The sequence below is a fragment of the Sneathiella glossodoripedis JCM 23214 genome (assembly GCF_000616095.1).
Classification (GTDB): domain Bacteria; phylum Pseudomonadota; class Alphaproteobacteria; order Sneathiellales; family Sneathiellaceae; genus Sneathiella; species Sneathiella glossodoripedis.
This window is the reverse complement of record NZ_BAMS01000001.1, coordinates 645,203-658,383: the sequence shown is the minus strand read 5'-3', so window position 1 is coordinate 658,383 and position 13,181 is coordinate 645,203. Positions and strand designations below refer to the sequence as shown.

The following is a 13,181-nucleotide window of genomic DNA, read 5'->3' as shown; positions in this document are numbered from 1 at the left end:
TCTGGAGACTTCATGACAGATGAAGCCCCTTCGCCGCCGCGGCGAAACAAATTTCTTGTGGTTGTGGATGACACACCAGAATGCAAATCGGCAATCCGGTTTGCCTGTCGTCGAGCTTGGCATGTTGGCGGAGGTGTCATTCTTCTTAAAGTCATTGAACCGCCTGATTTTCAACACTGGATGGGTGTCGAACAGGTCATGCGCGAAGAAGCCCGTGAAGCGGCAGAAGAACTTTTGCAGGAATTGGCCGAAGAAATCCGAAGAGATACCAATATTATCCCAGAGTTTGTCATTAGGGATGGATATATCAAGGATGAACTTCTATCGCTAATCGAAGACGATCCCGACATACGCATTCTGGTGCTCGCAGCATCACCGGACTCTGGTGGGCCAGGCCCACTTGTCAAAAGTCTGGTTGGGGAAATGTCAGGCACATTTGCCATTCCCATAACTGTCGTCCCCGGGCATATGAGTAACAGCCAACTGGATGCTGTCACATAGCCCTAATCCGGTGATTCGTAAAATTTTACCTATTTCCCTTGAAATCGCAATTTTCTCACTAGATATAAACCTCTGACTCCTAAAGGAGATTTCAGCACTATGCTGAAAGGGTTGCAATTAACTTTTTATTAAGACATATTGCGCGCCGATTTGGCTTAAATTCATTTCGATTTTCGATGAATTGACTGTATATAGTGAGTACTAATCGTTGCACATACCAAATATAGTGGTATAATCTAATATTCAAAGCCAGAGGTCGTGCAACACTGGAAAGACATGCGACAATTAACGACAGCTTTAAAATCAAGCAGAATTGCTTCATTACTCGCGCTTTCGCTGCTGGCAGGATATGCCATCACCGAATATGGAAACCACCCCTCCCATATGGCCGAGGCAAAACTTCCTGCTTCTCAACTCGCCAGCACTCATGAAAAGCTGATCGGTGAAGACAAGCTATCTTTAGATGCAGTCCCTAAGCCGTTGTCTCGACCCTCAAATCTGCCCACAGTCGAGCAACCTTATCAGTTAACGGTTGTTTCCCTATCAAACAGCTTGAATTCCCTATCGTTCAATCTAGCGGATATTCGCAGTGGAAACCCGGTTCCCAGGATTTTTGTAGACACCATGCCTGTGGATATTCTGGATATCGAACAGGTGCAGAAAAAGAAAAAGATTTTTCTGTCTGTAACGCTTCCTTTGATCCTGAAAGTAAACGAGAAGATCGAAGCGGAAAGAGACCGCTTACTTAATATCGTGACACTTGTAAAATCAGGTAAACAAGTTCCTGAAACTGACCAGAAATGGCTTCAACGTCTTGCAAAAAGATATCAAAGTACAACTAGCAATCTGTTTGATCTATTGCTTAAAGTAGATACAATTCCAGTGTCTCTTGCACTTGCACAGAGTATTGAAGAATCTGGCTGGGGTACGTCTCGATTTGCTCGTAATGGTAATGCCCTGTTCGGGCAGCGCGTCTGGGCTACCGGGAAAGGTATAATTCCTCAAGAGCGAGAAGAAGGTGCAACTTATGAAGTTCAAGCCTTCGATCACTTGGAACAATCTATCCTCTCTTATGCCACCAACCTCAACAGACACACTGCATATGAAGATTTTCGTCTGCGCCGCGCTTACCTGAAAAGCACTGGAGCAAGCCCCACTGGATATGATCTGGCAGACACATTGCTATCGTATTCTGAACGAGGTGAGGAATATGTCCAGACACTCAAATCACTGATAGACGCGAACAATCTCACAGATTTCGACACAGTCGAGCTATCGCCTGAACGCTTTGCTCAGGTTGTCAGCTCAGAAAGCAACTGATCCGCTGCGGTTGAAACCAAGCTTGTTTCAGATGCGCATAGCAGAAAATCATGACCTTGCGCAAAATAGCGTTTTGACTGCTCAACACCGCTGCTAATCGTTCCTAGCCACTTGCCGCTTGCCTTGATTTTTTGCACTGCCCTATCGTAAAGGGCTTTAACTTCAGGATCTTCAAACTGGCCCAGCTTACCAATGCTACCAGATAAATCATATGGTCCGATAAAGAGCATATCGACACCGTCAACTGCTGCGATTTCCTCAATATTCTCAACTGCCTGAGCAGTTTCAATTTGGCAGATGATCAGCAGGTTATCTTCAAATTTCTGCAAATATTCCTCGTTCATCCGCCCATATCTGGTCGCATGAGTTGCACTCAAACCTGCGCCCCTGCTTCCACGCGGCGGGAAATAACAGGCATCTACAGCTTTGCGGGCCTCCTCAGCCGTATTGACGCAGGGAAACATTATCCCTTCCATACCGGCATCCAGCGCTTTTTTGACCATAACCGGATCATTCCAGGGAATTCGAATTAAAGTGCTGCTGTCTCCTGCAAATCGAATAGCCCGGTGCTGGGCAACCGCTTCACCCGGCACTCCCGGACCGTGCTCCTGATCAATCATAATAGCGTCAAAGTTACAGCCACCAATGACTTCGGCCATATCTGTAGAAGGGGTAAACAGCCAAGCACCAGTCGTTTTTTGACCTTCTTGCAATTTACGTTTCAACCTGCCCAAATAATTCATTTTTTACTTTCTTGGAATATAGAAAAGCGTGCCAAACCAGCGAAACCGACCATCGGGACCGGGAAGAGTGCAATTTATTCTGCCTCGTCCCGGCTGATAGGGTTTGGATAAGCGAATTTCAATGCGGTCGTCACCAACGCGTTCGATGGGAACGGCACCACCTGACTGATTGGACGCGTAACAACTCAGTTGCCTGATATTTTGATACGTTTCTGCAAGTGTAAAACCAAAAGCAGGCGGATTGCGCTTCAGAATATTATCACTGGGTAAAACATTTTTAGCTCTCAGTGGCATCGCATTTGCTGCCAGACGCAACCTCCCGATCGTGCCATAGTTATCGCTCATGGGAAAACGGGGATAGGCAAAACGGTCCTGTCCCGCATACATGACGCCAGACTGCTGCCCAAAGGCTGCTGCAAATCCAAATTCAGCAATAATATTTTTGATTTCGGTTCCGTACTCTCCATAAGGATAGGCAAAAAGAGCGGGAACGAATCCCAGATGCTCCTTAAATTGGGCATTGGCGATACGGATCTGATCCCGGACTTCCTCATTGCTCAGTTCTGGCAAATGTGCATGGGCCGCACTATGATGCCCGACATAAACGCCGCCGCCCTCCAACATTTCCTGAAGTTGCTGCCAGTTCATGAAATCACCGCTGCCCATATTCAAATGATCGGTGGAGGCAAACACGGTAAAGGGTAATCCTACCTCTTTTAATGCAGGCCATGCCTTTTCATATACGGACAAATATGCGTCATCGATTGTAATCGCGACAGTGCGATCAGGAAGTTCCTCTCCCTTTTCAAGCCGCTGTACAATTTCACCAAGCGGAAGTACCGAATATTTGGAAGATGACAACTCATCAAGATGAGCCTGAAATTTGTCCATGGAAATATTCGTAGACGGATATTTATCCTCTCCAAAGCGATGATACATGATCACGCTTGCCCAATCCGCTGCATATGAAATGCTGATGGTGCTCAAAAAACAGAAAAGCGCCAAACAACTTAACAGGTATCTCGAAAAAATATTCATCCTGTATTTCCTGTACTCTCCACACTCGTGAAAATTATCAAATTCTACCCCATCATATTTGTCTTCGCAGCGGCATCCGACAAGGTTGGGTATCGTCGTGGTTTAAACAATTGATAGTGCCACCATTCATTTCTATAAAAATCCCACCCCGCGGCCGTCATAATTCCCAGAAGAATAGCCCTATTACGCTGCGCATCTTCACTAATCTGGAGTGCACCGTGATGTGAAAGGGGTGTCATCGCATCAAAATTTATTCCCATTTCTAAGTCTTCGCCCTCATCATCGACTAGTGTCAGATCGACAGCCGCCCCTCTGGCATGGGGTGAACCACTGGAAGGCGGAGCCAAATACTGAGGGTTCGGTGTATGGTCCCAAAGCTTCTGAACGGCTTCTGTTGGACGAAACGCATCGAATATTCTGAAGCGATAACCTGCCTTGGCTGCAAGTTCGATCGCTTTACAAAGCAAGCCTTCGGCTTCGGGGTTCAAATAGCAGGCGGCCCGCCCATATATTTGTGCGCCGGTAAAATTATTGGTGCTGGCGTAACGGATATCAAGCAACACGTCATACTTATCTTCGGTTATTTCAACGAGTTCCATTTACGCTTTTACTTTCCGTTGCTACAAATTTCGATTTTTAGCCAGACTTCGCCCTTAAAGATATGATACTAGCTGTCAAACATTGGAGCCTACAATCAGATGAACCTCAAGGCAATGAAGATACTGGCAATTGATACTGCACTCAATGCATGTTCTGTCGCGTTAATGGATGGTGAACGGGAAATCGCATATTCGCATGAGACGAGATCCCGCGGGCATGCTGAAAAATTGCTACCTGTTATTCGTGAGTTAATGCAGCAAAATGACTTGGCTTTCGAAGAACTTGATGCAATTGGTGTTACCATAGGCCCAGGAACATTTACCGGACTCAGAATTGGGCTTTCTGCTGCCCGCGCCATTTCACTGGCGGCCCAGCTGCCCTGTATTGGAGTTTCAACTCTCGAATGCCTGGCGGCCAGTGTAAGTTGCGTGGAAGCCAATGGAGCGGATATCGTTCCAATTATCGATGCGCGACGAAACGAGGTTTACCATCAATCATTTTGCTATTCTCAAGATAGCGAAATGCTTCGAGCAATATCCGAGCCGATGGCGAGCTCAATCAAGGGTATTGCAAGCCAGCTAAAAAATGACAAAGCAATCGTCCTTGGAAACGGTGTTTCTTTGATTGAACACGCAACTGACACCAAATCCAATTGGACCGAGCTGGAAAAATCTCCCGATCCGGATTCGCGTATTGTCGCCAGACTCGCCCTCAGAAAATTAGATGAGGTACTTACGTATCACCACCCTCTCCCCTGTATCTTAGGGCACCTGATGCCAAGCTGCCCGGCGGTCTGGATCCGAAAGGCAAAGATGTCACTTAGTCATCAGTTTATTTCCACGCCAGAAATCGCGAAGCTTCTGGCGGAACTTCACAAAAGCTGCTTTTCCGAGCCTTGGAGTGAAACGGCTTTTGAAAAACTGCTGCTGTTAAATGGCACAATTGCTCAGGTTACTCTGTCAAATGACCAACCCGTAGGCTTTGCCCTATATCAAAAAACGTTGGACGAAGCAGAAATTCTCACCCTTGGAATACTCCCTCTGCAGCGTAATCAGAATTTTGGAAGTCACTTGCTTCGGGCAGGACTGGAGCACCTTAAAGAGCAGGGTGTCGCAAAAGTATTACTTGAGGTTTCAACCGACAACTTATCTGCTCAACGACTATACCAAAAGGCTGGTTTTCGTGAAATTGGTAAACGAGCCGGTTATTATCAGATCGGCGGCGAAAACTTTGATGCCTTAATCCTTGAACATGTTCTTTAATAACAAATTTTTGTAAAGTGACAAAACTCCCGATAGCAACATTCGTTCGAATTTCAAATATGTATATCCAGCACCAATAAGTACAGCACTAGTTGAAAGCTGATTTTTATTGCATTTTTTTTTGGTCCAAGCTCTTTTTTTATTGCAGATCTATTGCACATATAAGCATCATACACTATAAGTCTGCAGCTATTTAAAGGAGGACCTCTAAAAGTGTCTGATAAAGTTGAAAAAATGGAGCTACTGGCTCTTACAACGGATATCATTACCTCACATTTATCGCGTAACGCGGTAGAGGCAAGCGAAATTCCGGGGTTGATCCGTGAAATATACTCCACTTTAGCAACTGTAGGCACCACAGAGCCGGTAACTGACCGGCCTCAGCCGGCTATCTCCATTCGAAAGTCCGTGCAGCCGGACTATATTATTTGTCTGGAAGACGGCAAAAAGCTGAAAATGCTTAAACGTCACCTGAAGACAGCTTACAACATGACTCCGGAAGAGTATCGTCAACGCTGGGGCCTGCCATCAGACTATCCAATGGTCGCTCCAAATTATGCCAACCAGCGCCGAAACCTTGCAAAAAAAATCGGATTGGGCACTCGCCGCAAGAAAAGCGCAGCCAGTTAGTTTTTCTTTTCTGGAACCGTCCCAAATTTGTGTATAAACTATCGGTCGGATACTCAATTTACAAGTAAGGATAGAGGCCCGAATGTCTTCAAGAGTTGAACAGCTATGTATCGACAAAGGACTTCGTATGACCGAACAACGCCGCGTAATTGCGCGTGTTCTATCAGAATCAGAAGATCATCCCGATGCGGAAATGGTCTATAAACGGGCTGTTCTGGTCGACGACACTATTAGCATTTCAACTGTATACCGTACGGTCAGGATGTTTGAAGAAAATGGAATCTTGGAACGGCACGATTTTGGGGATGGTCGTGCACGCTACGAAGAAGTTTCTGACGAACATCATGATCATCTGATCAACATTGAAACCGGTCAGGTTATCGAGTTTACGAGTGATAAAATTGAAGCTTTGCAGCACGCAGTTGCAGAGGAGCTTGGATTTGACCTTGTTGATCATCGCTTGGAGCTTTACGGCCGACCGAAGAAAGGCTTAAGCCAGAAAGCGGTCAAACCTGAAGAATCTGTAGTCAATATCAAACACACGGCATTGCAGCGTAAAGACCTTTGACGCGACTCGTATCAGTTAGTAAAGCAGTTTTCGCATGAGACAAATACGCGCTGTGTTGGTTATCCTGGCAGTATTCCTGTGGATCGGGCTACTTATTCCGGTGCATCTGGTATTAAAAACCATTAGCCCATCTTCTCGCTATACGATCCCAAAGCTATTTCATAGCGGGCTTTGCAAACTCTTAGGGCTTAAAGTTGTTGTCTCTGGCATTCCGTCAAATGATAGCCCTACACTCTTTGTTTTGAACCACATTTCATGGCTTGATATACCTGTGGTTGGCAGTGCTCTTAAGGGTAGCTTTGTCGCAAAGGAAGAGGTTGCCGGATACCCCCTTGTGGGTTTTGCAGCTTCCTTGCAGGAAACTATCTTCATCGCCAGAACCCGACCGTCTGTGAAAATCCATAAAGATGGTATGAAAGAGCACTTGGAAAAAGGCGATAATATTTTTCTTTTTCCCGAAGGCACCTCCTCCAACGGGTTTGTCGTCCAAAATTTCAAAAGTGCATATTTTGCACTTGCCGAACAATACCAAGGGGAAAAACCGCTGACAGTACAACCTGTATCCCTCGCCTATAGTAAAATGGATCGTCTATATGTTGGACGTGATCTGATGAAAAAGATTGCATGGATCGGTGACGAAGAACTGTTAGGTCATGTTTGGAATTTTTTGAAAGAAGGGCGCGTAACAGCCGAACTGCGGTTTCATCGCCCCGTCACAATTACATCCTATGATTCTCGTAAATCAATGGCAGTTGATTGCCAAAAAAGGGTAGCAGAGGGTCTTTCAAGGGCAATGACACATAGAGCAGAGCCAAATTTCAGTGAATTTTGACATTTTCCATCAATTTCTTCATTCTTGAAGAGTTTCCTGTTAAAAGACGCGGTTTAGTACCCATATATTAATTGTATTATACCGCGACGCCATGTATGTGGTCAGTGAGGACAAGTGACCAAGAAGCTTTATATTTCTACGTACGGCTGCCAGATGAATGTATACGATTCTGCCCGTATGGCCGATATTCTTTCTCCACTCGGATATAGCCTGACACAGGAACCTGCCAATGCAGATATGGCAATCCTGAACACGTGTCATATTCGCGAAAAAGCATCAGAAAAAACTTTTTCAGAACTTGGGCGCCTGCGAAACCTGCGCAAGGCAAAAGAAGAAAAAGGAAAAGGCGACATGCTAATTGCAGTTGCCGGCTGTGTTGCCCAGGCCGAAGGTGATGAGATTATGAAGCGTGCGCCATATGTGAATATGGTCTTTGGTCCGCAATCCTACCATAAACTCCCTGAAATGCTGGCCGAAGCAACGCGTGGTGCTGGTCAGGTTCTGGATACTGACTTTCCTGTAGAGCCAAAATTTGACCATCTTCCAGACGAGGCTATCGACACTAACCTAAGCGCTTTTCTGACTGTTCAGGAAGGATGTGACAAGTTTTGTGCATTCTGCGTAGTCCCTTATACAAGAGGTGCAGAATTCTCAAGAACGACCGCCGATATTATTTCGGAAGCAAAACGAATGATTGATGGCGGAACACGAGAAATCACTTTGCTTGGCCAAAATGTAAATGCCTATCATGGCCTGAAAGATGATGGAAAATCTGCGTCACTGGCCGAGTTGATTTACATGCTATCCGAATTGGATGGCTTGCAGAGATTGAGATACACCACGTCACACCCATTGGAAATGACCGAGGAACTCTGTCAGGCTCATCGCGATGTGGATATTCTGATGCCATATTTACATTTGCCTGTGCAGGCTGGATCAGACAAAATCCTGGAAGCCATGAATCGTCGTCATACAGGCGACGAATATAGACGCATTATCGAAAAATTACGCAAATATCGACCAGATCTTGCTTTATCCGGCGATTTTATTGTCGGATTTCCTGGCGAAACAGACGCAGATTTTGAAGACACACTTCAACTTGTTCGGGACGTCAAATATGCTCAAGCCTATAGCTTTAAGTACAGCCCACGCCCGGGAACACCTGCTGCAGGATTAGCAGACCAAATGATCCCCGAAGAAGTGAAATCAGAACGTCTAGCGCGTTTACAGGCTTTGCTAAATGAGCAGCAGCTTGAATTTAACCGCACGTTCGAAGGTAAAACAATTCCGGTTCTTCTTGAGAGAGAAGGCAAAAGGGAAGGCCAACTCGTTGGACGCAGTCCATATATGCAATCGGTTTTTGTGCAATCTCCCGCTCACCGGATCGGCAGAATTGCAAATATCATAGTTGAAGAAGGAAATGCCAATTCCTTGCGTGGCCGTATAGATACTGGCAGCGCTCAGGACGTGGCCTGAACCAAGGAGAGAATGTGTCCAATCCGATAATCGATCCCAACACGCCGAAAAAGCCCAAAAACAAGTCTATTTTGGTGGAGTTTGAAGACAACCATTTGCTGGCTCAGCTTGTAGGAGAACATGATCGATATTTGGCACGCATAGAACAAGGACTGAAAGTTTCCGTCACACCCCGCGGCAATAAAATGGCGATTGATGGCCCATCACATGCGCGCCTTTTAGCTAAGCAGGTTTTGGAAGATCTGTATTCCCGCCTTCAAAGCGGTCTGGAAGTGACAGAAGGTGAAGTGGATGCTGCCATCCGAATGGCAAATGACTCTCCGCCCATTGAGGGAAAACGGGGTTCGGTATCTGAAAAGGGCGCCATGATTGTCACCAAGCGGAGACATATTACTCCGCGATCCACCAATCAATCCTATTACGTAAAATCATTACGTGATCACGAACTGGTATTTGGCCTTGGGCCTGCGGGTACAGGTAAAACCTATCTGGCAGTCGCAAACGCAGTGTCCATGCTGATAGAGAACAAGGTCGATAGAATCATATTGGCAAGACCGGCGGTAGAGGCCGGTGAAAAGCTAGGCTTTCTGCCCGGAGACATGCGCGACAAGATTGATCCATATCTGAGACCGCTATATGATGCTCTCTATGATATGTTGCCTGCTGAAGAGGTTGTGAGCAGGCTGGAAAATGGTGAGATTGAAGTTGCAGCGCTTGCCTTTATGAGGGGGCGAACCCTATCCAATGCTGCAATTATTCTGGATGAAGCACAAAACACGACCCCCGTTCAGATGAAAATGCTACTCACCCGAATGGGGGAGAATTCATCAATGGCGGTAACTGGTGACCTGTCACAGATTGATCTACCCCTTGGCGTCCCATCTGGCCTTAAAGAAGCGGTCAAGATCCTACGCGGGGTCAAAGGTGTTGATATTATTGATTTTGGAGAAGCTGACGTCGTTCGACATCCTCTTGTCACCCGCATTGTCCGGGCCTATGGAGAACATGACCGAGAAAAAAAGCTGAACCTTGAAATTAAGAAAAAAGCCAAGGAAGGGCTTGAAACAGGTTAAATGGCAGCTACCCCATCAAATTATTTTGAGGTAATAAACCGAAATTGAACACACATTTGAATGCAGGCGCTTCTGAGGAAGTGAACTTACGTTGTTTGGCATCCGTTCGGATCGCATCCGATGACTGGAACGATTGGAAACAGGATTTCGAAAAGCTTCTCAACTCACTACTGCAATCCGTACTCGATCAGGTACCCTTGGATGACAGTCTAAAAACCCAAGCAGCTTCCACGTTTATAGAAGTGAGTTTTCTACTTACTTCCGATGCTGAAATTCAGGACCTGAATTCTGAATTTCGGGGCAAAGACAAGCCAACAAATGTCCTCTCTTTTCCTGATACAGAGCTCACAGCCCAAAACTTACTTCTGGCAAATGAATTTGAGGAAAACCTGTGCCTAGGTGATATTGCCTTGGCTGATGGAGTCATCCGGAATGAAGCCCGTGAGCAGAGTAAATCAGAAATGGACCATTTTACCCACCTTGTTATTCACGGAATTTTACATTTATTGGGTTATGATCATGTAGATGACGCCCAAGCGAATGAAATGGAAACACTTGAAATCGCCATTTTGGATACCTTTAATATACAGAACCCCTACATCACGGATCTTTGAGGACCTTTCAGTAAGCCGCCATGAGTGACGAATTAACTAAAAATAACATCGAACCAATTGATCAAGTCAGTAGAACTGACGTGGATAGTTCAGGAGGGGTATTTCAGCGTCTGTTAAAAACGATTGGTATTGGTGGTCAAAATGACAGCACCGTTCGATCAACTCTGGAAGAGCTTATTGAAGAACACGATGACCCCGAACAGGAAATAAATCCCTCGGAACGGGCCATGCTGACCAATATTCTTGGTATTGGCGATATGAATATTAGTGATGTCATGGTTCCACGTGCTGATATTGAAGCCATTGACGCTAGCCTTCAACTGGACCAGGTCGTTGCCCGCTTCGCCGAAACAAGCCATTCCAGACTTCCCGTCTATGAAGATAGCCTTGATAACGTCATCGGAATGTTCCATATCAAGGACCTTATAAATTTCTGGGGAAAGAAAGACGCTTCCAACTGGCAAAATTTCACTCGCGAGGTCCTATTCGTGCCTCCTTCAATGTCTGTACAGGACTTGTTACTTAAAATGCGGGCAACCCATATCCATATGGCTACTGTTGTCGATGAATATGGGGGCATTGATGGCCTTGTAACCATCGAAGATCTGGTTGAAGAAATTGTCGGAGACATTGAAGACGAGCATGACGAACAGGAAGGACCGTTAATTTTTGTAGCGGGTAATGGGACGATTGAAGCCGACGCACGCGCCCAAATTACGGATCTTGAAGAACTTTTGGAAGTCGACCTCCTGCCCGAAGACGAAGATGAAGAGGTTGATACCGTTGGCGGTCTTGTATTCCAGTTGGCTGGACATATCCCTGTTCGAGGTGAAATCATCCATCATGACAGCGGACTGGATTTTGAAATAACGGATGCAGATCCTCGCAAAGTCAAACGCGTGCGCATTCGAAGAAGCCCAGAGTTATTAGCAGACATAGAATGAATTTAAAGCTTATCCGTCTGTCAGAGCTCACATTCTGGAAAAAATCAGCATTATCGCTGTTTGCAGGTATATTACTGGCGGCGACATTGGCGCCACTTCATATTATCTTTCTACTACCTGTCTGCCTTTCTCTGTTACTTATCCTGACAGCAGAAACCCGAAACAAAAAGCAATCCTTCTTCATCGGTTGGTGGTTTGGATTTGGATATTTCACAGCTGGTCTTTACTGGATAGGCGTTGCCTTTACGATTGACGCGGGAGCCCATGCTGCCCTAATTCCAATTCCAACTTTAGTTCTACCCGCATGTCTGGCCATATTTACCGGGCTTTCAACTTTTATTTTATATGTCTTGCAAGCAAAAGGCATTGCCCGGATTTTTATCTTTGCTGCCTCGTGGACAATGCTCGAATATATTCGCGGAATATTATTCACTGGATTTCCATGGAACCTGATTGGGTATGCTTGGGGGGACATCCTTCCCATGTTGCAATGGACCGCCTATGTTGGGATATACGGGCTTACACTGGTAACTGTTTTCGTCTGTTCCGTGCCCGCACTTTTAACCGAAACATCACTATCTGTTCGGAAAAAAAACTACTTCATGCTGGCTGACAGCCTGTTGATTTTGGCCCTCGTAACCATAGGAACCTTGCGCCTTAATTCTCCCCCCTTAGAAAATATAGAAAACAGTGAAATCCGAATAGTCCAGCCAAACAATGATCAGGAAACCAAGTGGAAAACCGAAACACGATTTTCGCATGTTCAAAATCTTGAGAAGTTAAGCCGTTCCGAGGCCGGTGAGTTTAGATATCTGATCTGGCCAGAGACAGCAGTTCCTTTCTTTATAACCACGGATGAGCGGATTTCAGGGTATTTGCAACGACTTGCTCCAAAAGAAGGAGCGCTTATCACCGGTGCCCCTAGACGGGATCCAGTTGAGCGCAAATACTGGAACAGCGTTCAGGCCTTGTCGAGCACTGGAGAGATAATCGGTGTTTATGACAAAAGGCACCTATTGCCATATGGCGAATACTTACCTCTGCGATCCTTCCTCGAAAGTTCAGGGGTTTCAAGTCTTATTCCGGCATTGGATAACATGTCTGATTTTTCATTTCCTCCTCCAGGAGCTAATGATGTGATGAAACTTGCTGGATTGCCACCTTTTCGCACATTGATTTGCTACGAGGTCACATTCCCGTGGGAAGTTAAATCTGACGACGAGTTCGACTGGATCCTCAACGTAACAAATGATGCCTGGTTTGGGCACACGTCTGGCCCCTATCAACATTTCGTAATCTCTCGAACTCGGGCCATAGAACAAGGAGTTTCATTGATCAGATCTGCAAACAAGGGAATATCTGCTGTAGTGGATGGGTACGGCCGCATATTAGATGAGATCCCCCCGACAAAAGCCGGAATCATCGATACAAGTATTCCTAAGGCCTTGGAGAATAGAACTCTTTATGGCAGAATCGGCGAGATTCTACCTTTGGTAACATGTGTGATTTTTTTAACTATCGGTCTCACGATTAGAAGGTTTCACTAATTTACCAGATTTTCAGTCAAAAATTTCACAAAA

At 45.7% G+C, this 13,181-nt stretch carries 14 protein-coding genes; 11 read left to right on the top strand and 3 right to left on the bottom strand.

All coding sequences use genetic code 11. The features are described from left to right. Positions 1-12 precede the first annotated feature (12 nt). Positions 13-501 carry a universal stress protein gene (locus JCM23214_RS03320; protein WP_025897536.1) on the top strand — a complete coding sequence of 163 codons (489 nt, stop codon included), beginning with the start codon at positions 13-15 and terminating at the stop codon, positions 499-501. Positions 502-777: 276 nt separating this feature from the next. Beyond that, the gene (locus tag JCM23214_RS18880; RefSeq protein WP_025897535.1) at positions 778-1,821 is read left to right on the top strand and encodes a glucosaminidase domain-containing protein; all 1,044 of its coding nucleotides are present in this window, start codon (positions 778-780) and stop codon (positions 1,819-1,821) included. On the opposite strand, the gene JCM23214_RS03310 is transcribed toward JCM23214_RS18880, so the two are convergent. The 3 genes from JCM23214_RS03310 to ddpX are packed head-to-tail and all read right to left on the bottom strand — an operon-like array spanning position 1,794 to position 4,201. After that, the gene (locus JCM23214_RS03310) at positions 1,794-2,564 is read right to left on the bottom strand and encodes an HpcH/HpaI aldolase family protein (RefSeq protein WP_025897534.1); all 771 of its coding nucleotides are present in this window, start codon (positions 2,562-2,564) and stop codon (positions 1,794-1,796) included. The genes JCM23214_RS18880 and JCM23214_RS03310 overlap by 28 nt on opposite strands. Positions 2,565-2,567: 3 nt before the next feature. Next, entirely contained in the window at positions 2,568-3,602 is a 1,035-nt protein-coding gene (locus JCM23214_RS03305) for a polysaccharide deacetylase family protein (RefSeq protein ID WP_025897533.1), read from the bottom strand. Between the two features lie 44 nt (positions 3,603-3,646). Beyond that, positions 3,647-4,201: a D-alanyl-D-alanine dipeptidase gene (gene ddpX, locus JCM23214_RS03300; RefSeq protein ID WP_025897532.1), complete on the bottom strand. Its 555-nt coding sequence runs from the start codon at positions 4,199-4,201 to the stop codon at positions 3,647-3,649. A 99-nt stretch (positions 4,202-4,300) separates the two neighbouring features. On the opposite strand from ddpX, the gene JCM23214_RS22020 reads away from it, so the two are divergent. The 9 genes from JCM23214_RS22020 to lnt all read left to right on the top strand — a co-directional run bounded on the left by JCM23214_RS22020 (position 4,301) and on the right by lnt (position 13,148). Further along, on the top strand, positions 4,301-5,464 hold the full coding sequence (locus JCM23214_RS22020; RefSeq protein WP_051548003.1) for a bifunctional tRNA (adenosine(37)-N6)-threonylcarbamoyltransferase complex dimerization subunit type 1 TsaB/ribosomal protein alanine acetyltransferase RimI: 1,164 nt from the start codon (positions 4,301-4,303) through the stop codon (positions 5,462-5,464). Positions 5,465-5,677: 213 nt separating this feature from the next. After that, positions 5,678-6,094 (top strand): Ros/MucR family transcriptional regulator, encoded by a 417-nt coding sequence (locus JCM23214_RS03290; RefSeq protein WP_025897530.1) that lies wholly within the window; start codon positions 5,678-5,680, stop codon positions 6,092-6,094. A gap of 82 nt (positions 6,095-6,176) precedes the next feature. Further along, entirely contained in the window at positions 6,177-6,662 is a 486-nt protein-coding gene (locus JCM23214_RS03285) for a Fur family transcriptional regulator (RefSeq protein ID WP_025897529.1), read from the top strand. 34 nt (positions 6,663-6,696) lie between these two features. Next, positions 6,697-7,494: a lysophospholipid acyltransferase family protein gene (locus tag JCM23214_RS03280; RefSeq protein WP_025897527.1), complete on the top strand. Its 798-nt coding sequence runs from the start codon at positions 6,697-6,699 to the stop codon at positions 7,492-7,494. Positions 7,495-7,608: 114 nt separating this feature from the next. Further along, complete coding sequence (gene miaB / locus JCM23214_RS03275) at positions 7,609-8,970, top strand: tRNA (N6-isopentenyl adenosine(37)-C2)-methylthiotransferase MiaB (protein WP_025897526.1); 1,362 nt, start codon at positions 7,609-7,611, stop codon at positions 8,968-8,970. Further along, positions 8,967-10,043, top strand: coding sequence for a PhoH family protein (locus tag JCM23214_RS03270; protein WP_439646373.1), 1,077 nt, complete (start codon positions 8,967-8,969; stop codon positions 10,041-10,043). The genes miaB and JCM23214_RS03270 overlap by 4 nt, the downstream gene beginning before the upstream one ends. Positions 10,044-10,087: 44 nt before the next feature. After that, the gene (gene ybeY / locus JCM23214_RS03265; RefSeq protein ID WP_051548002.1) at positions 10,088-10,657 is read left to right on the top strand and encodes an rRNA maturation RNase YbeY; all 570 of its coding nucleotides are present in this window, start codon (positions 10,088-10,090) and stop codon (positions 10,655-10,657) included. 20 nt (positions 10,658-10,677) lie between these two features. Further along, on the top strand, positions 10,678-11,601 hold the full coding sequence (locus JCM23214_RS03260; RefSeq protein ID WP_025897522.1) for a hemolysin family protein: 924 nt from the start codon (positions 10,678-10,680) through the stop codon (positions 11,599-11,601). Continuing rightward, on the top strand, positions 11,598-13,148 hold the full coding sequence (lnt, locus tag JCM23214_RS22015; RefSeq protein ID WP_025897521.1) for an apolipoprotein N-acyltransferase: 1,551 nt from the start codon (positions 11,598-11,600) through the stop codon (positions 13,146-13,148). Before JCM23214_RS03260 ends, lnt begins: the two co-directional genes overlap by 4 nt. The last annotated feature ends 33 nt before the right edge of the window (positions 13,149-13,181 follow it).